This is a genomic window from Kitasatospora sp. NPDC032757, assembly GCF_055579305.1.
Genome location: NZ_JBVINN010000028.1, coordinates 79,453 through 96,267, shown reverse-complemented (window position 1 = coordinate 96,267; position 16,815 = coordinate 79,453). Strand labels below are relative to the sequence as shown.

The 16,815-nt window shown below is 70.6% G+C and carries 16 protein-coding genes and 1 pseudogene; 9 read left to right on the top strand and 8 right to left on the bottom strand.

Translation table 11 applies throughout. From position 1 onward, the window contains the following. Positions 1-12: 12 nt before the first annotated feature. Positions 13-1,365, bottom strand: a complete 1,353-nt coding sequence (locus tag ACZ5WK_RS26865; RefSeq protein WP_465550926.1) for an ISL3 family transposase — start codon at positions 1,363-1,365, stop codon at positions 13-15. A gap of 229 nt (positions 1,366-1,594) precedes the next feature. Further along, positions 1,595-2,605 carry an ArsR/SmtB family transcription factor gene (locus ACZ5WK_RS26860; protein WP_465550876.1) on the bottom strand — a complete coding sequence of 337 codons (1,011 nt, stop codon included), beginning with the start codon at positions 2,603-2,605 and terminating at the stop codon, positions 1,595-1,597. A 244-nt stretch (positions 2,606-2,849) separates the two neighbouring features. Between ACZ5WK_RS26860 and ACZ5WK_RS26855 the strand changes: the two genes are divergently transcribed. The 6 genes and pseudogenes from ACZ5WK_RS26855 to ACZ5WK_RS26830 form a co-directional block, all read left to right on the top strand. Then, positions 2,850-3,122 (top strand): hypothetical protein, encoded by a 273-nt coding sequence (locus tag ACZ5WK_RS26855; protein ID WP_465550874.1) that lies wholly within the window; start codon positions 2,850-2,852, stop codon positions 3,120-3,122. A 557-nt stretch (positions 3,123-3,679) separates the two neighbouring features. After that, a complete protein-coding gene (locus ACZ5WK_RS26850) occupies positions 3,680-4,063 on the top strand; it encodes a hypothetical protein (protein ID WP_465550872.1) in 384 nt (127 codons plus the stop codon). A gap of 895 nt (positions 4,064-4,958) precedes the next feature. Next, positions 4,959-5,474 carry a hypothetical protein gene (locus tag ACZ5WK_RS26845; RefSeq protein WP_465550870.1) on the top strand — a complete coding sequence of 172 codons (516 nt, stop codon included), beginning with the start codon at positions 4,959-4,961 and terminating at the stop codon, positions 5,472-5,474. A 29-nt stretch (positions 5,475-5,503) separates the two neighbouring features. Next, positions 5,504-5,761 carry a pentapeptide repeat-containing protein gene (locus ACZ5WK_RS26840; protein ID WP_465550868.1) on the top strand — a complete coding sequence of 86 codons (258 nt, stop codon included), beginning with the start codon at positions 5,504-5,506 and terminating at the stop codon, positions 5,759-5,761. A 715-nt stretch (positions 5,762-6,476) separates the two neighbouring features. Next, complete coding sequence (locus ACZ5WK_RS26835; RefSeq protein WP_465550866.1) at positions 6,477-6,623, top strand: hypothetical protein; 147 nt, start codon at positions 6,477-6,479, stop codon at positions 6,621-6,623. A gap of 290 nt (positions 6,624-6,913) precedes the next feature. Continuing rightward, positions 6,914-7,303 (top strand): annotated as a pseudogene (locus tag ACZ5WK_RS26830) (transposase); the annotation flags it as partial. A gap of 32 nt (positions 7,304-7,335) precedes the next feature. Here the strand turns inward: ACZ5WK_RS26830 and ACZ5WK_RS26825 are convergent. From ACZ5WK_RS26825 to ACZ5WK_RS26810, 4 genes are all read right to left on the bottom strand, one after another. Beyond that, positions 7,336-8,310 (bottom strand): GNAT family N-acetyltransferase, encoded by a 975-nt coding sequence (locus ACZ5WK_RS26825; RefSeq protein ID WP_465550924.1) that lies wholly within the window; start codon positions 8,308-8,310, stop codon positions 7,336-7,338. A 449-nt stretch (positions 8,311-8,759) separates the two neighbouring features. Beyond that, positions 8,760-9,467, bottom strand: a complete 708-nt coding sequence (locus ACZ5WK_RS26820; RefSeq protein WP_465550864.1) for a hypothetical protein — start codon at positions 9,465-9,467, stop codon at positions 8,760-8,762. Between the two features lie 224 nt (positions 9,468-9,691). Continuing rightward, positions 9,692-10,726 (bottom strand): endonuclease/exonuclease/phosphatase family protein, encoded by a 1,035-nt coding sequence (locus ACZ5WK_RS26815; RefSeq protein WP_465550862.1) that lies wholly within the window; start codon positions 10,724-10,726, stop codon positions 9,692-9,694. 366 nt (positions 10,727-11,092) lie between these two features. Continuing rightward, a complete protein-coding gene (locus ACZ5WK_RS26810) occupies positions 11,093-11,887 on the bottom strand; it encodes a C40 family peptidase (RefSeq protein WP_465550860.1) in 795 nt (264 codons plus the stop codon). Between the two features lie 837 nt (positions 11,888-12,724). Between ACZ5WK_RS26810 and ACZ5WK_RS26805 the strand changes: the two genes are divergently transcribed. Then, positions 12,725-13,618: a hypothetical protein gene (locus ACZ5WK_RS26805; protein WP_465550858.1), complete on the top strand. Its 894-nt coding sequence runs from the start codon at positions 12,725-12,727 to the stop codon at positions 13,616-13,618. Positions 13,619-13,805: 187 nt separating this feature from the next. On the opposite strand, the gene ACZ5WK_RS26800 is transcribed toward ACZ5WK_RS26805, so the two are convergent. Beyond that, positions 13,806-14,054, bottom strand: coding sequence for a hypothetical protein (locus ACZ5WK_RS26800; RefSeq protein ID WP_465550856.1), 249 nt, complete (start codon positions 14,052-14,054; stop codon positions 13,806-13,808). 44 nt (positions 14,055-14,098) lie between these two features. Here ACZ5WK_RS26800 and ACZ5WK_RS26795 point away from each other — a divergent pair, with 44 nt between their 5' ends. Then, the gene (locus ACZ5WK_RS26795; RefSeq protein WP_465550854.1) at positions 14,099-14,578 is read left to right on the top strand and encodes a hypothetical protein; all 480 of its coding nucleotides are present in this window, start codon (positions 14,099-14,101) and stop codon (positions 14,576-14,578) included. A gap of 83 nt (positions 14,579-14,661) precedes the next feature. On the opposite strand, the gene ACZ5WK_RS26790 is transcribed toward ACZ5WK_RS26795, so the two are convergent. Beyond that, the gene (locus ACZ5WK_RS26790) at positions 14,662-16,005 is read right to left on the bottom strand and encodes an outer membrane protein assembly factor BamB family protein (RefSeq protein WP_465550852.1); all 1,344 of its coding nucleotides are present in this window, start codon (positions 16,003-16,005) and stop codon (positions 14,662-14,664) included. Positions 16,006-16,426: 421 nt separating this feature from the next. Between ACZ5WK_RS26790 and ACZ5WK_RS26785 the strand changes: the two genes are divergently transcribed. Beyond that, complete coding sequence (locus ACZ5WK_RS26785; RefSeq protein WP_465550850.1) at positions 16,427-16,657, top strand: hypothetical protein; 231 nt, start codon at positions 16,427-16,429, stop codon at positions 16,655-16,657. The last annotated feature ends 158 nt before the right edge of the window (positions 16,658-16,815 follow it).

Here is a 16,815-nt window from a genome sequence, read left to right as displayed (position 1 = left end):
CGTAGCGCGCGGCTACCGCGTCCTGCGATTGGCGAAGAAGGCGGTCGCTTTTCCCAGGCGAACCGCGTCGAGCCAGTCGGGGAGACGTCGCCCTGGCGCTCGGTGAGCATGACGGCGAAGGAGCGGACGTGCCGGGTCAGGACGTCGAGCTCGGGGCAGTGGACCAGGACGGTCTTGAGCTGGAACTGTTCGGACTCGGACAGCGAGGTGGGTCGTCGGAGAATCCAGCCGGCGACCGTGCGGGGCGAGGGCGGTTGCGCGGTCACGGGCCGCGGGGAGGTCCGCTTCCGCCGCAAGTAGGCGCTGACGCGCTGGTAGCTGCCCTTGTAGCCGAGGGGGACGATCTCCTCCCAGAGTTTCCAGGCGTTGGTGCAGCCCTCGTTCCAGCGGTCGTCGAGATAGGGTTTGTACTCGTCGAGGACGGACGGCCGGCCCTGCCACTGGCCACGAAAGAGATCCTCCGAGTTTGCTGTTTCGGCCAGGAGCTTGACCGTTCGCCAGGTCATCCCGAGCTGCCGCTGGACGGCACGCTGGCTGTGGCCCGCGGCCAGCAGGGCGTGCACCGCGGCATGCCGGGCCCGGGTGCGGTCGGCGAAGCGGAATCCCGTCGGCCAGGGCTGATCCGTGCGCTCCTCTTGAAGACCCGGTTCGGCAGTAGCAGCAGGACTCGGTGTGGAGCTGCCGCACGCAACACTCCCGGTGACGGGCGACGGTCCGCTCGGCCGCTTCGCTGAGGTTGTGCCACAGATGCCAGCGGTCCGCGACCTGGACGGCCTGGGGCGCTCCGGCAGCGGCGCCCTCAGCGAAGAACGGCGCGCGGTCCCGGCAGACGACCTCGACGCCCGGCCGCTTGGCCAACCAGGCCGCCAGGCTCGACGCCTCCCGGTCGGGCAGCAGGTCCACCGGCCGGCGGATCTCGGCGTCGACCAGCACCGTCCCATAGGCGCGGCCCTTGCGCGTCGCGTACTCGTCGACGCCCACCACCCGCGGGCGCGGCGGCTCCGGATCAGGAAGCTCCTCGACCAGCCGCAGCACCGTACTCCGGCTCACCGACACCCCGAACACCTCAGCCAGCCGGGCCCCGGCTCGCCCGGCCATCGCCAGGCCGACTGCGGCGAGCGTCGACCGCAGCCGCTCGGTCCAGCGGCCGTGGCGCCGGGTCAGCCCTTCGATCTGCTCGACGAACGTCAGCCGTCCGCACGACGAGTTGCCGCACAAGAAGCGCCGCACCCGCAGGCTCAACCGGACCCGTCTGCCCCCGACCGGCCCGTCGACGGGAAACCGCAGGTAAGAGCTGTTCACCCGGGTCGACCAGCCCCCGCACCCCGGGCAACTGTGCCCCGCCGCCGAAGCTTGGGCCCTCACGTTCACCGACTCGACGTCCACATCGACCGACAGCACCGCGACGCCCGCGACCGACGGAAACAGCAGCCCCTCCAGGCGGGGTCCCAGATCGTCCACGGTCCCGCACTGTCGGCCACCGCGGCCAGGCCGCTGGCGAATTCCGGGCAACTTCCCGACGCCGACCGCACCCCCGCATCGTCACTCACCGTACACAGAGCACGGAAGTTGATCCAGAACCAGTTTTCACCCGTCACTGAGAGAAGTGTTGGCCGTTGAGCAGGGCACTGCCGAGGGGGGTGAGCGTGTGCAGGACAGCACTGCCGCGTCTGGCGGTGGTGATGAGGCCGGCTTTGCGGAGGACAGAGGCCTGCTCGCTCGCGGTGGGCAGTGACGCGCAGAGGCGCTCGGCGAGCTGCCCGGTGGTGCACGGGCCGTCGCTGATGGCATGGAGGGTGCGGGCTCGTGTGCGTCCCAGGAGCGCGGACAAAGCACCATCGGTCCCGTGGCGGGTCGTCGTCAGCAGTGCGGTGACATCGGCAACTCCGCGTATAACGGGGAGGAAGAGCAGGACGGGTGCCTGGTCGTCCATCGGGTCGGTGTAGGTGATCGGCCTGGTCTGGCAGAAGGCGGACGGGACCAGTAACAGGCCTCGGCCCTCCAGGTCGACGGTGCCGGTGAGGGCGCCCCTGCCGATCTCCAGCGTAGGTGGCTTCCAGCGGAACTCGGGCGGTAGTCCGGCGAGCATCGCCTCGGGTCCGTCCTGGGCGAGTCTGAGGGCGTGCGTGGTCTGTTCGGCCCGCAGGCGGGGCAGGATGCGCTGCCAGTGGGGGGCCACGGCGACGCGGTGGACCTCGCGGAGGAACGTCAGCAGTTCCTCGCGGTCCGTTCGGTCGTGCGCGATGTCGCCCCACGCCAAACCCGCCCAGGGGCCCGTGGAGCGTGAGTAGTGGGCCCGGCCTTCGACGGCCCCCTCGAGTTCGGCCCGCAGACGCTCTGTCGGCGAGGCGCGCAGTGCCTCGATCCCCTCCTCGACGGATGATGCGGCGCCGGTGACGGTGAACAGGTCCAGGACGGTCTCCTGGAAGAGGGACAAGGCCGGGTGGACAAGGGCGTGGACCTTGTGTCGCCATGCGCCGAACATTGCCCTGCTATGCGGTTGTTGCAGGGTTGTCAGCGCGTGCAGCGTCTCGCCGAGCGGGCCCCATGTCGCCGCTATCCGGGTCCTGGCGAGGTCCTGCGGGGTGAACGTGATGCGTAACACGTGAGGCTTCTCCCGAGTTCTGTTCGAATACCCACCTTCCCGGTGCCCATCGTCTCCGGCTGTGCGCAGTTGCTTCAAGTGGGCCTCAGCACAGGTGTTTCGGCGACGGCCGAAAGGGCTGGGACCGTGCCCGCCGGCACCGTCAAGATGGGTCCCGAGGGCGACGGGCCTGGAACCGCGAGATACCGGGGCTCCCCAGGGCCGGAAGGTCGCCCGAATCGAGAAACCACCCATGGAGGCGTTCATGCGTATTCGTCGTGCTCTCGCGGCCATTGCTGTCGGTGCCGCGCTCGCTCTGGGTGCCGCAGCGGCACCGGCCGTGGCGGCCACGCCCGTCCCCTCCTCGTCGGGGCCCACCGTCCAGGCCGGGTACACCTGGCAGTACACCGGCGAGTACTTCAAAGCCAAGTCGGCCTGCGATGCCCGCGCCTCGTACTTCCTGGCGGCGTCCAACGTGAAGTACTACCGGTGTGTCAGCGAGGGCGGCCTCTGGGCCGGTCAGGTCTACGCCAGTTGATCGAACGCAGGACGCGCCCGGTGGCGGTCGGACCTACCGCGAAGGCCTCATGCGCGGTCTGCCTCCTAGCTCCTTCCGTATCTGATGGGCGGGAGGAGCGATGGCGACGTTGTGATAGGTCTCCAGGGTAGCTTCGACCGCCGCAGGCCCGGAGTGGTCGGACTCGCCGGGGGTAAGGAAGTCCGGTATCCAGCCAGAGACTGGGGCCAGGCCGACGAGCAACGCCGCTCCTTCGGGCAACCGCTCAATGACGGGGCTCCGCCACGGAGTGGGGCGCCGGGATGGAGCCGAGGCGGATCGCCTGAAGACTCCTCACCGCATCGGCAACCGGCAGTGCGCGGCTGCCAGCGAGCACGGTCCGCGCCAGATCCTCGGCGGTGAAGTGAGTCCTCAGCACAAAGCCCCCAATTGTCCGGCTGCGGACAGTTGCGTCATCGCCGCCAGGGACCTTCAGCGGTACCCGAGGGGCGTGGTCGATCTCGCTCCCGTCAAAGAAGCTTTTTCCAGGCCGGTTCGAGCCCAAGCACCGGCCAAGCACTCGTCCACTAGGAGGACCCATGCGTGCACCCTTTGCCCTCGGCGCCATCGTCCTGGGAGTGGCGCTCCTGACGGGCGGCACCGCCGCCGCGCAGGAATCGCCCGTGGCCACGACGAGCACCTCGGCCGCCGCACCCTACTGCGGTGGCATGTACGCCTACGCGCCGACCAAGTCGTTCACGACAGTGAGTGGTCGCACGCAGGCCTCCGGCTGTGAAGGCTCACCGTCATTGACGATGCGTCTCTACCGGGACGGCTCACAGGTCTCGTCGTACTCATGGTCTGGGGCCAACACCATCACACTCTCGACCGGCTGTACCTCGGGCCGCCATCTGTACGAGGTGACACTGCGGAACAACGGCAACGGGGTCGAAGTGTCCAACAGGGCCTGGATCACCTGCTAGCAACGCAACGGTGTATCACGTGATCGGGCATCAGCTCTGCGGCTGACGTCTTGTCGCTTGCGCAGCGCGGCGATCGTGCGGTCGCGGCGAGCAGGTCCGTCCGTGAGATCCGTCAGGCGCCCGCGGATCTCGACCACCGCCCGCACCAGCAGCGCCCGGGGCTGTCCCACGCGTGGGACGGCCCCGGCTCGGTCTCATCGCCGGCGACCCGCGTCCCGAGCTCATCCCCGTCGGCACCGACACTCCACCGGGCATTCGCGCGGTGCTGCCTGCCCGGTACGGGGACCTCGAACCGGTTCAACACGGCTGACGAGCCGAGCTGTTCCAAGGCCCGGGAGATCGGGTGTCCCGGATGCCCGCCCCTCCGACTCCCGGTCGGCCGGTCTCCGGCGGAGCAGTTGTTCGGGGGGAACGGGGGTGCGGCGCGTGCCGCACCCCATTGCCTGCGGCACGCCAGTTCCTGGTGTCCTGGGGGCCGCCGGTGGTGGGGTACAGGGGCGCGGCCGCCCCAGGCCGGAACAGATGTGTCACAGCGTCAGAGCATCGCCCCCGCGGTACGGGGAGGCCGCGACAGACTGAAGGAGTCATCCGACAGCGCGCCGGTACCGTCCCGACCGTGCTGCCAGCTCTTGTGTCAGGGGGGTTTATGGACCAGCACCCACCCGTTCCTGCTGATCCTGCCGAAAGACCGGACAACGCCACGTTGTCCACTACCACGGAGGCTGGGCCACCTTCCGATCCGAATACCGTCACCGCCACAACGGAGCCGCCCACCGCACCAGCCGGTGCCACGGCGACGGAGCCCTCTCCGGCGCCGGCCCCCGCGATCGCGACGGTGCAGCCACCCACTGTTCCGGCTCCCGCTGTCGTGGCGGCGGAGCAGCGGGAGCGTCGGATGCTGCGGGCGCAGTGGGCGATGGCGGTGGGGACGGGGCTTCCCGGTGTTGCCGCGATCGTTGCGCTGATCCTCACTTTTGCTGCGCTGCAGCAGGGAAAGCAGACGCTTCAGCAGGGGCAGCAGACGATGGCGGTGGCTGAGCAGGGGCAGATCACTGATCGGTACAACGCGGCGGTCACCAATCTTGGGTCGGATTCGGTGGACATACGCCTCGGGGGAATCTACGCACTGCAGCGGACTATGACCGACTCGGGCAGGGACCAGCCCACCATCATCAACATCCTGAGTGCGTACGTCCGCGTCCGCGCACCGAAGCCGGCCTCACCGCCCGTGTCAACTCCGGGCACGCCGACCGATGTGCCGGTCGACATTTCCGCCGCCCTGGAGGTTCTCGGCGGTCGGGATCCAAAAAAGACGGCTCCGCACATATCGACCTGCACGGCTCCTACCTGCCGCGCGCGGGCATCGCCGGTTGGAATCTTGTCAACGCGAATCTCTCCGAGGCAGATCTGACGGGATCCTACTTCGGTTTCACCGACCTCATGGGTGCCAACCTCACCAACGCCAACCTCGACAAGGCGAAGCTTTCTTACGCCCGCCTCATCCTGGCGAACCTTACCCACGCTCACCTCACCGGCGCCGAGCTCGATGGTGCCAACCTCACCAACGCGAACCTCACCGGCGCCGACCTCACCGGCGCTAACCTCACCGGCGCCGACCTCACCGGCGCATCACCTGCACCGTCGCAGTCTGTGTCTTCCGGGTCCGGTCGGCAGACAGCCGGGTCCAGCCCGCCCTGACGGTCCTCTGCCGGGACTTCCGCCGAGGGAGACGGCCGTACGGCCGTGTGCCACCGCGGCAGAGCAGCAGGGTACGGGAGAGGCCGGACACCACGACCGCTCATCAACCGCGCTGCAAGGCCGATGCCGCGACACAGCGCAACGCGCCCCGCTCGAGCGCCCCGGCCAGTAGCCCGGGGACACGCGGCGGTGCCGTGGTCGGCACCGACCCGCCGTGCCAGGCTGAGGCTTGCCCAGTGGCCGTCCCTGGGTGACGGCGTCTGGCTGCTATGCCGAGGAGGAGCGGGTGCGCAGGTCGGCGTGGACGGTCTTGCCGTAGGGCTCGGGGGCACGCCCCAGTGGCCGCCAGCGAGGTGGTGGACCAGGGCCATGCCGCGGCCGGACTCGGCGGCGATCAGGCAGGGCAGGACGCGGGAGCCGTTGCGGACGCTGATCCGCACGCACCGGTCGGTGATGCGCTCGACCGTGACCGTCATCTCCGGCGGCAGCCGGTCTTCGCGGCGTTGCCGACCAACTCGCTCGCGAGATCTCGGCGGCCTCGACCAGGACCTCCAGCGCCCACCCGAGCAGGGCGGTACGTACCAGGCGGCGGGCCTTGCCGGCGGACTGCAGCGCGTAGGGCAGCGACACCTTCACGGAGCTGGCAGCCGGGGGCCGTCGCGGGGTCTCGACGACGGCAGTCACCTTAACCGAGCTCGAAGCCACGCTCGCCGAGATGAACAAGGCCTTGGGCCCGCTCGGCATCTCCCTGGGCATCGACCGGATCGTGATAGGAGAGTCGGTCTCCCATGACAGCCAGGGCAAGGTCTACAGCGACTCGGAGGCCCAGAGCTCCGCGAGGCCTACGGCCAGCTCGTCCTGAGCCCCTCCGTACGCCGCAGCACGAAGGTCGCGGAGGCCTACTCCGCGCAGACGGCCCACCCCATCTACGCACCGGCCAGCGCACCCGCGATCGAGTACCGGGGGATCGCTGCGCGCATGGGCCTGACCAAAGAGACCTTTACGGCGTAAAGATCCGGAAATGCAGAAGGGCCCGCTTCCCCTGACACGAAGTCCGGGGGAGACGGGCCCTTCACGTGGTGTGGATCAGGCGGGAACGGGAACGCCCGCGTAGTCGAGGCCGATCGCGCGGCTGACGTTGGTGAGGGTGTCGGTCCAGTCGCCGGCGTGGTGGATGGCGCGGTCGTCCACGTAGCAGGCGGCGCCGAGCGCGCGCTGGACCGGGGCTGGCTGGAGCCGGCCCGGCTGCGTCGTATGCTGGCCGGCCTGCCGCTGCCGAAGGCTGCCGACGGCCCTATCGTGCTGGCCGTCGACGTGAGCAACTAGCTCCGCCCCGACGCCCCCACCAGCGACGACCGGCTCTTCTGCCACGTCTACGGACGCGGCGACCGCAAAACGGACCAGCTCGTTCCCGGCTGGCCGTACTCCTTCGTCGCCGCCCTGGAAACCGGCCGCACCTCCTGGGTCGCACTGCTGGACGCCGTACGCCTCGGGCCGGCCGATGACGCAACCGCCGTCACTGCAGCCCAGCCAGGCCGGCTCTGATGCGGACGGGTGATCGCTGAGCCGCGCCTTCAGGCGGCGCCGTGCTCGACCTTCTCGACAGAGCCTTCTCCCACCTGGCCACCCGGGAGGCGGACACTCCCATCGCTCTGACGAAGGCCCGGACATGCACCTTCGTGGGCAACGCCTAACCCTGGAGTATCAGGCTCAGGCTGCTCTTCGGTAGCAGCGTGGTTCCCTGCTCCGAGAGGCCGGCCTTGTGCTAGAGCCAGTGCAGGGGCGGCTGTCCGCCCTTGGCCCTCAGCTCCACCATGACCCGGCGCAGTTGGGCGTAGTCCTCGATGATCTCGGGTCGGACCGCGAGATGGTCGTCGAAACGGGTGACGAGCTCGGCATAGCCCTGGGTTACCCGTTCTTTGCCCGCTCATGAGGGTCGGGCTCGTGGAAGATCCGCCACCGTCAGCCGCCTCGGCTCTGGAGCTCCCACCTGTGTCCGTTAACAGGCATCTGCGGCCAGCTTGTCCGCCTGTTGGCGGGTCAGTCGCCAGACCTGATCCTCGCCGGTCTCGGCCGGGGCGAGGCGCTCGGCGGGGCGACGAAGGCGTTCGGTGAAGCCGAGTCGGGCCGGGACAGCACCGCTGGCGCGGTTGGCTTGATCGTGGACGACCTCGACGTAGTCGACGCCGGGGAGGCGGAAGGCCTGGTCGACCAGGGCGCGCGGCCCGGGTGGCCACGCCGCGGCCGGTGGCTGCCGGGTGCAGCCAGTAGCCGATCTCGCGGCCGTTGCCGGGGCAGTCGTCACGTTGGAACAGCTGGCAGGCACCGACGATGGCCCTGCTCAGCACGATCGCGTAGCTGAATTCCCGGCCGCTCTCCCAAGCCTCCTGGCGGCGGGCCAGGAACTCTGCGGTCTTGGCCAGGCTGTGCTCGGCAACCCACGGCATCCACGGGCGCAGGTGCTCCAGCGACTCCTCGATGACCTCGAACAACTCCGGAAGGTCCGCCTCGCGGTCGAAGCGGCGAAGTGTCACATCACCCAGTTCCATCACTTGCTGTGGAGAGTCCATACACGGAGGATCGTCCCCGATCGCCGTCAGTGGCAACGGAGTTTCGAACTCCGAGGTCCAACGGCAATGGCGCCCTGCAACGTACAGTTCGCTGGGCCCGTAGCCGTGTACCGAGCCTGGTACTTTCACGCGAACGCCAACAGCAGCCGCCGCCCCGACCCGCTACCCGGTTGCCCAGGCCGCCCATTCTCGGGCAGACCGACCGCCCGGCCCCTGCTCCACCGCGCTGACGGCGCCGGTCTCCGGCAGCCACAACTCTGCACCGCGCCGTTGCGTGGCCGAATCCCGCCCCGACACCGTCACCCGCCCCCGCCGGCCGGTCGGTCTCAGGGGTGGTGCGTCGTCGGTACCCACGACGCACCACCCCTGAGGTCAGATCGCCGGCGGAGCAGGTGTCCTGCTGGGCGATGCGATGTCAGCTGGCCTGTTCAGCTTGCGTCGCGCCCCTGGGTCAGCTTGTGGTCGAACTGCCAGAACATGGTGGCGGTGCCGGTACCGACCTTCACCCACGTGGGCTTGCTGCCCGGAACGCAGCGAGGGCCGGGCAGCTTCCCTGCCCAGAACACCGTGCCGCGCTTCTCGTAGACGTCGAAGCGGTATTCCTTGTACACCTCCCCGACGCGCAGTGTGTAGTGCGCCTTCTTCGGCAGAGGCGCCGTGAAGGAGAAGCTGCGACTGCGGCTCTCGGTGACGTCGAAGCCGACCGCGGCGCTGATCACTCCGTCGGACAGGCCGAAGGTGCTGCTGACCTTGTGGGAGATCTCTGCCTTGTCCTCGACCTTCAGCTCGCCCGGGCCCCACGCCGAGTCCAGGTAGCCGGCTTTGTTGGGCCAGCTCTTGACGGTCCTGACGAACTTCACGTTCCTGACCTCCCTGCCCACGGAGCAGGGCTCGCCCTCCCTGCTCTTGGCGGCCGCGGGCTGCACCGCCGCATCGGCCGGCGGCCCGGCGTGTTCGGCCGCACCCGGCCCGGTGACGGGCGCGGTGGTCGCGGCCTGGGGCGTGGCCGTGGCCGACGTCGGCGGGCGGTGGGGATCGCCGGACAGCGCCGAGGCACCGGCGAGCGCCGTGCCGCCGATGGCGAGCGCGGTGGCCGTGGCGATCAGGGCCCTGACGGTGGTGCGTTTCGCATTCATGGACGTGGTGCCTTCCTGGAATGTCATCGGATGGAGATGCGGGACGGGGGTGCGGGTCCGGGACGGACGGACCCGCACCGCAGGTGAAAGAGGGGTCGCCCGAGCGGGAACTGTCCGGGCAGGTCAGCGGGGTGTCCGGCAGCGTCCGGTCGTGCGACGGCGGTGTGTTCTGCCTGGTGCCGAACCGCCGGGCGGACGGGCGGCGGCAGGGGGCGCGGGGACGGTCAGCTGGTGCGGACGGTGGCCTTCAGCAGCTGGTGGTCGCTGAGCTGGGTGATGGCGCTCGAGGAGTCGACGGTCGCGCCCTCGAGCTTCCAGCCGCGGTCGGAGAAGAACAGGTAGTCCAGCTTGTGGTTCCCCCACGCGAAGCCGTCGTGGGTGTCCCGGTTGCGCTGGTCCCCCTCGAAGTTCCCCCCGTCGTACAGGGCCTTGAGGTAGGTGCGGTCGCTGTCCTCGGCCAGGTTCAGATCGCCGCCCAGGATCGTGCGCCAGCCCTTGGCCTGCCAGGTCCGCCCCAACGCGCCGTAGCGCTCCGCGCAGGCCTGACGGGAGTCGTACTCCCCGCCGGTCTTCTTGTCGTCGTCCTTGTTGGGGAAGTGCGAGGAGCAGGCCATGAGCTTGTACGTGGCATCGCGCAGGCACGCGGCGCCCTGGGTGGGCCGGCCGCTGCGGTCAGCGCCCCCCGGTACGCCCGTGAACGTCTCGTCCGCGTCCGTGATCCGGGAACCCGGCAGCCGCTTGAGCGCCACCAGCACGCCGGCTTCCTGCTTCCCCGCGCCCGGCACGGTGCACTGGTGGATCTCCCCCGCCGCGCCGCCCATCACGGGGGCGGGGCGGAAATTGACGGCCCAGCCACTGCCGAGCCGGGTTTGCAAAGCGTCGGCGTGCGCGCCCTTGCACACCTCCTGCAGCATGATCACCATCAGGGACGGGTCGGCATTGGCGCGGTTCACGACGACGTCGAGTTCCCGGGAGGCCTGGTTCTCCTTCCCGCACGCGGAGGAGGACGCCCCGCAGACGTTCCACGTCAGCGCGTTGACCTTGCCCGGCAGCTTCGCGGCCGCGCTCCTGGCCCCCACGGGCGTGAGCGACAGGTCCGCGCCCGCGGGCTGCACGGCTTCCGGCCCGGCCTCCGCCACCGGCAGGCGCGAGCCCGCCGAGGGGCCGGCGTGCGAGCCGGCGGCCACGGCCGATGCGGCCAGGACCGCCGCGGCCGCCAGCAGCGCGCCCGCGCGCCGCGGGGTGAAGGGAATACGCATGAAGCACTCTCCTTGGATCTGACGGCCCATCGGGCCGCCGTAGGGTGATGGACTGGTAATTCGGTCGTTGAAGGCCCGCCCGTTCCCGGGCCGCCCGGTCGCGCCGCCGGGCCAGTGGTGCCGCCCGGTCGCGCCGCCGGGCCCTCGTGCCGCCGGCGTCAGGCGGACCACGGGACCGCTCCCGGGATCGGCCGGGCGAACGGAACCGCTGCCCCGGGGGCCCGATCGCGCGGCGCCGTCCCAGGTGCCGAGCGACCCGGCACCGCGCTGAGCAGGACCGGTGGACGGTGCCGCGGCTCTGGGACCTCACGTCGTCCACGCCTGGCTCGCCCCGCATCGACACCACGCTTGCCACGCCGACTCCCGTCAGGAGCGCGGACCGATATGGCGGTAGGCGACGACGCTCGACGCCGGTGCGAGCGGTGCGACGGTGACGGACTTGCCGCGGCCGGGGGCGTGGACGACCTTGCCGCCCCCGATGTAGAGCTGGACGTGGCCGCCGCCGTTGGTGATCACCAGGTCGCCGGGTACCAGAGCCTTGCGGGTGGTCGCCCTGCCCGCTGTGGCCATGCCCCACGTGGTGCGGGGAAGCCTCACCCCACCCGCCTGCCAGGCCCGCATGACCAGCCCCGAGCAGTCGAAGGACCGCGGCCCCACGGCGCCCCACGCGTATGGCTTGCCGAGCTGCGCGCGGGCGTAGGCCACCGCCGCCGCGGAACCCCGCGCCGCGTCCTTCCCGCGGGCCGCGTCCTTCTTCGCGCCGGTCCTCGGCTCGGCGACGGGCGCCTTGTCCTCCTGCGGCAGCTCCCGAACACCGAGGGCGCCCGGCTCCGTCGTGCCCGGCATCACCAGGGACCCGGGCAGACCCGAAGAGCCGGAAAACCCGGACTCGACATCGATGCCCGGCTGGTCCCCGGCCGCGGCCAACCGCAGACGAGCACCCGAGCCGCCGTCCGCGGCCGGTACCGCCGGCGCCACCCCAGCGGGCGAGGAGCCGGGCCCGGCCACCCGCTCCGGGACGCGCAGGGTGGCTCCGGCGTAGATCAGCGCCGAGTCGCCCAGGCCGTTCAGCTCCTGCAACGCGCGTACCGTCGTGTAGTGACGCTCCGCCAGTTCGGACAGCGTGTCACCCCACCGCAGCACAACCTCCCTCGTCGTCACGGGAGCGGGAACGCCAGCGGCAGGACCGGACGTCGGGTCGGGCTCCCCGGGAGCAACGGCAGCACCGGGCGCGGGTTCGCCGGCGGCGGGGCCACCCGGCGACACCGGGTCCGAGGAGAGCCCCGTCCCGCCGGGCACGGCGGGCGACACCGCCGCGGCCGGACCCGTCCTGCCCCCGGCCATCCGGTGCACCCCCGCACCCGCCAACACGGCGCACAGCACCACGAGCACGAGCGGCATCACACCCCGCCACACCGGCCGCGTTGCCACAGCCGCTCCGCCTCGCCCCGGCCCGCCGTCCGCGTCCTCGCCCCCGCCGTCCGGGGCCGTCACCCCCGCGGCGACGGGCACCGCATCCGCCGCGGCCCGGGCGGCCACACCGGCCGTACGTGCCGCCGCGCTCACCCGCGGGCCGGCCGCCGCGACCGGCCCCAGCCACACGCTCCGCTCGGGCACCGGGACCTGACCCGCCGCCATACCCACCACCCGTACCCGGGGCAGCCGCTGCGTCTGCAGTGTCATCACGACCTCTCTCACCGGCCACACCCGCGGCGGCCCGTCAGGAAGCCTTTTCGAGGGCCAGCATGTCCGGCCAGACCTTTCGGCGTCCGGGACAGTCTCGGCCTGTCCGGGCAGGTGAGACGGGGTGCGCGCGAGGTGCGCAGGGCCGACGGCCCACACGCCGCACCGCGCGTCCCGAAGCTCGTGAGCACCCCGTGTGAGGTGGCCGGACAGGCCCAGACTGTCCCGGACGCCTCACCTCATTGCCCCGCCCGCGACCCGCTGGGCAAGCTCACCGGGATCCATGACCGCAGACGAGAAAAAAGGGGAACTGACATGCGACGGGGAACATGGCTCACCGCCGGTGCCGGCCGGCACCGTAAGACCACCAACACGCGCCGCAGCCCCGGCCAGTGGCTCGGCGCCGGCCTGCTCCTGGGCGCCGCCCTCGCCATCCCCACCCTCGCCGCCACCGGCAGCCAGGCCACCCCGGTCCAGGGCGCCCCCCGGGCCGTCCCCGCCCTGTTCCACACCACCCCGCCCCAGCCCCCCACACCCTCCCGGCCCGGCCCCAGCGCCACCACGCCACCCCCCGCCCGCACCTACCCCGACACCACGGACGACCCCGACAGCCCCCAGGAACCCACCCCCGCCACCCCCACGCCGAACACCCCGCCCACCGAGCAGCCCTTCCACGGCCAGCAGAGCGAAGACGACCCGTCCGACAACAGCAACGACGACCAGACCGACACGCAGACACCCCAACAACCGCACGCCGACGGCACCGACACCCCGCAGGACCCGCCCACCGACAACACCCCGGACAGCCAGGACGATCACCAGGATCCCGAGGGCGGCGGCCAGGACAGCGAGGGCCAGGAGCCCAACCCCGGTGACCAGCCCACACCCGGCGGCGGCTGCACCTGCCCCCAGGACACACCCACCGACAAACCCGCACCCGGCGACAAGGACGCCACCCCGAAGAAGGACAACCCCAAGGACAAGAAGTCGAAGAACACACCCCACAAGCCCAAGGGCAAGGACAAGGCGGACAAGCCGAAGGACACGTCCAAGGACAAAAGCAAGAAGAAGCCGAAGGACAAGGCCAAGAAGAAGGTGGAGGGAAAGCCGGATGCCCGGGTGCCGGGCAACTGCCCCGCCCAGAACGACCAGCCCGGGCAGGTCGAACCCCACAACCCGACCACCGACCGCAGGCCGTTCATCATCTGACGCACCCCATCTGGGGGATGCGTCGCCGCGCTCGCCTCGCTGGCGGCGTCTCAGCACCGGGAGCGCTCCCTAGACAGCTTGGCGCTCAAGCCCCCCTGGTCGCCTTTGCTGCTAGCTGTCACTGTGCGTCCAACTCTTCCAGCTCTTGACTGCCGCCGGCTTCTTCCGGTGTGGTCCGCAGCCAGTTCTACACAACGCTGAGTTGGTCTCCTGGAAGGTTCGCCATGACGAGACGAACGTCCTCTGGGTAACGTGCGAGCCGGATGGCCATCGCCCTCACTCCGCCGCGTTCCAGGAAGCGCATGTAGAACTCAATCTTGCCCGCCTGGATCTCGGCGTCGACGTTTCCGATGTCGGCCGTCGTCCTCCCAGGCACCGCGTCTTCGAGGTTCCCGGGCCGCTCGCGCAGTCCGCAAAGTAGAACTTCGGACGACAACCGAGCGCTTCCACCTGGCGCCCCACCGGTCCGGTCGGCGGCGGGTGATCAACGGCATCCGCTACGTCACCCGCCGGCCAGACCCGTCGTTGGTCATCGGCCTGGTCTCGGTGATCTCCCTGTTCGGCCTGAGCTTCCACCTGACCATGGCCATGATGGCCAAGACCGCCTTCCACACCAGCGCCACCACCTTCGGGCTGCTGACCGTCGCCTTCGCGGCGGGCTCGCTGCTGGCCGCGCTGGCAACCACGGCCCGGCACAGCCGGCCCTCCGTCCTCATGGTGATTCTCAGCGCTCTGCCCTCCGGGCCGCTCGCCGCCGCGGCCGGCTGGTCCCCCGGGCCGGTCTCAGCCACCCTGCTGCTGGCTGGCACCGGGTTCGCGGCCAGCTTCTTCGCGCAGGCCGCGCACCACCGCGTCCAGCTCGGCAGCGACCTGCCGTACCGGGGGCCGGGTCATGACCCTGTAAACCCTGGTCCTGCAAGGGCTCCACGCCCTTCGGGGCGGTGCTGGTCGGCTGGCTGACCGAGAAGTTCGGCGCTTGTTCGGGCCTGTGGGCGGGGACCGCCGCACCCCCGGCCACAATGAACCGGGGGGCGGGGCGCCCGTCAGACGGGCTGGGTGGCGAAGACGAAGAGGCTCCCGGCGCTGCGGACGGCGGCGTACCCGTTCGTCGTGAACTGCGGCATCTCCTGGATCCCGGAGGTCAGCAGCTTCTTGTCGCGGGCGTCGAGCGCGGCTCCGGTGCCGTTCAGGTACGCGTAGAGGACGCCGTTGCCCGGGAGGGCGCGCGGCGTGATGTTCACCTCGTCCGCGGCCTGGCGCCACAGCTCCTTGCCGGTCTCCGTGTTCCAGGCGACCGCGCCCTTGCCGTACTGCACCACGGCGGTCTTGCCGTCCGGGGAGATGGCGAGGCCGTCGTCATCGATGGTGCCGTTGGTGTCGATGCCCGGCCCCTCGGCGAGGCGGCGGCCGCTCGTGACGTCGATCAGCGTCATGACCGCTTCGGAATCGCCGTACGAGGACCATTCGAGTAGGGCCTTGTCGCCCTGATACGGCATCAGCCGCGCACTGGTCGCCTTGGCCGAGGTGATCAGCTTGGCAACGGCGGCCGGCGGCGCGAGGTCCTTGGTGTTCCACGCCTTCTTGCCCGTGCGGATGTCCGTGGCGGTCAGCCACTCGGCGTACGGCTGGAAGGAGACGTCCTTCTGCGAGGAGTAGCCGAGACCGGAACCGACCGCCCCCTTGAGATCGACGGACGAGGCTTCGGTGGTGAGGGTCTCCCCGTCACCGATCGGGATGAACTTGGCGCCGCCGGAGCCGCTGGTGTCCACGAGGTAGCCGTGCCTGACCGGGGTGGACATGTGGGTGTCGCCGTCGAAGGAGGAGCTCCCCAGCTTCTCGCCGGACGGCGCGTACATGGTCAGCACGGTCTGGGTCGAGGCCTTCTTCAGGGCGTCCCCCGGGGTATCGACGCGGTTGCGGATCAGCAGGGCCGGCGAACCGTCCCGCCACTCGCCCACCTGCGCGAGGGCCACCGTCGGGGTGGACCCGCCGCTCTTCTCGGGGAGGGCGAAGTCGAACTTCTTGCGCAGCGTGCCTGTCTTGGCGTCGAGGAGCCGGGCGGTGAAGGTGCTCGTGCCCGACTGCCCGTCGCGGTAGCCGGTGACGATGACGGCGTCCCCGACCGTGCAGACGTCGCGCTGCGACGTGTCCTTCTCGGACGCCTTGCCCGCGCAGTTCCCCGCCTCATCGTCCGTCAGGCTCCAGGCCGGCTGCGCTGCCAGCCCGGGCACCGGCTTGCCCTGGTAGACCGGGCCCTTCGGCGTCGCGGGCGCGGAGTCCGCTGCCTTTCCCGTCTCCCCGCCGCCGGCCTTGGCACCGGCGTCCGCCCCTCCGGAGCACCCGGTCACGAGACCCGCGGACAGCACCAGTCCGAGCGCCACCGTCATTCGTATACGATTCAACTTCCGTGCCTGTCTTCCCTCTTGAGTGATCACGCCCAATGGACCACCTTACTTCGATCATGACCCGCCCCTGCCCGGCAGCGCCCGCATGCCGAAGGCGTGGGTGGCGGGCTGGGGGTGTGTCAGGACGCCGCCGGTCCAGCCGTCGCGGCCTCCTCGAACCCGCACCCGCTGCCGCCAAGTCCCCCTCCCCACTGCCCGGACAACGCACCCCAACCAGGCCCGACAACCGGTCCCAGCAACAGGGGCCACAACGGCCAGGGGTAGCGGCCAGCCCGGTACGAGGCAACGGCACTCACAGCTCCCGTCAAGATCTCCCATCCGTCCGCCAAGACGATCGGTGATCGTTCACCCCGCCCCAGGGCATCTGTGTCCGTCGGGCGCGCGCATCACGAAAGGAACAAGCATGTCCGTCACCTTGACCATGAAACGCAGAACCACCGCCGCAGCAGCGGTGGTGGTCGTCGCCGTACTCGGCCTCGGAGCCGCAGCCACCAGCCTCACCGCCACCACCCACACCATCGTCGCCGCCCCGGGCCCGCATCCGGTCCCGCCGCCGCACCCGGTGCCGCCGAGCAGCCCTCCCAACTACCCGGACAACACACCCCAACCACCCCCGGTGATCGGGCGGCGTTGATGAGGTGACCGTGACTGAAGACGGCCCGCTCGCAGACTGCAACGGCCAGCGTCAGCCCCGTTATCCCGCTCAGGGCGGTGATGCGATGCCCTACGACACTCCCGCGCCTGCGACACTTGACTGAAGAGATGACTCGCTGGTGTCGATCCCGGTGACCG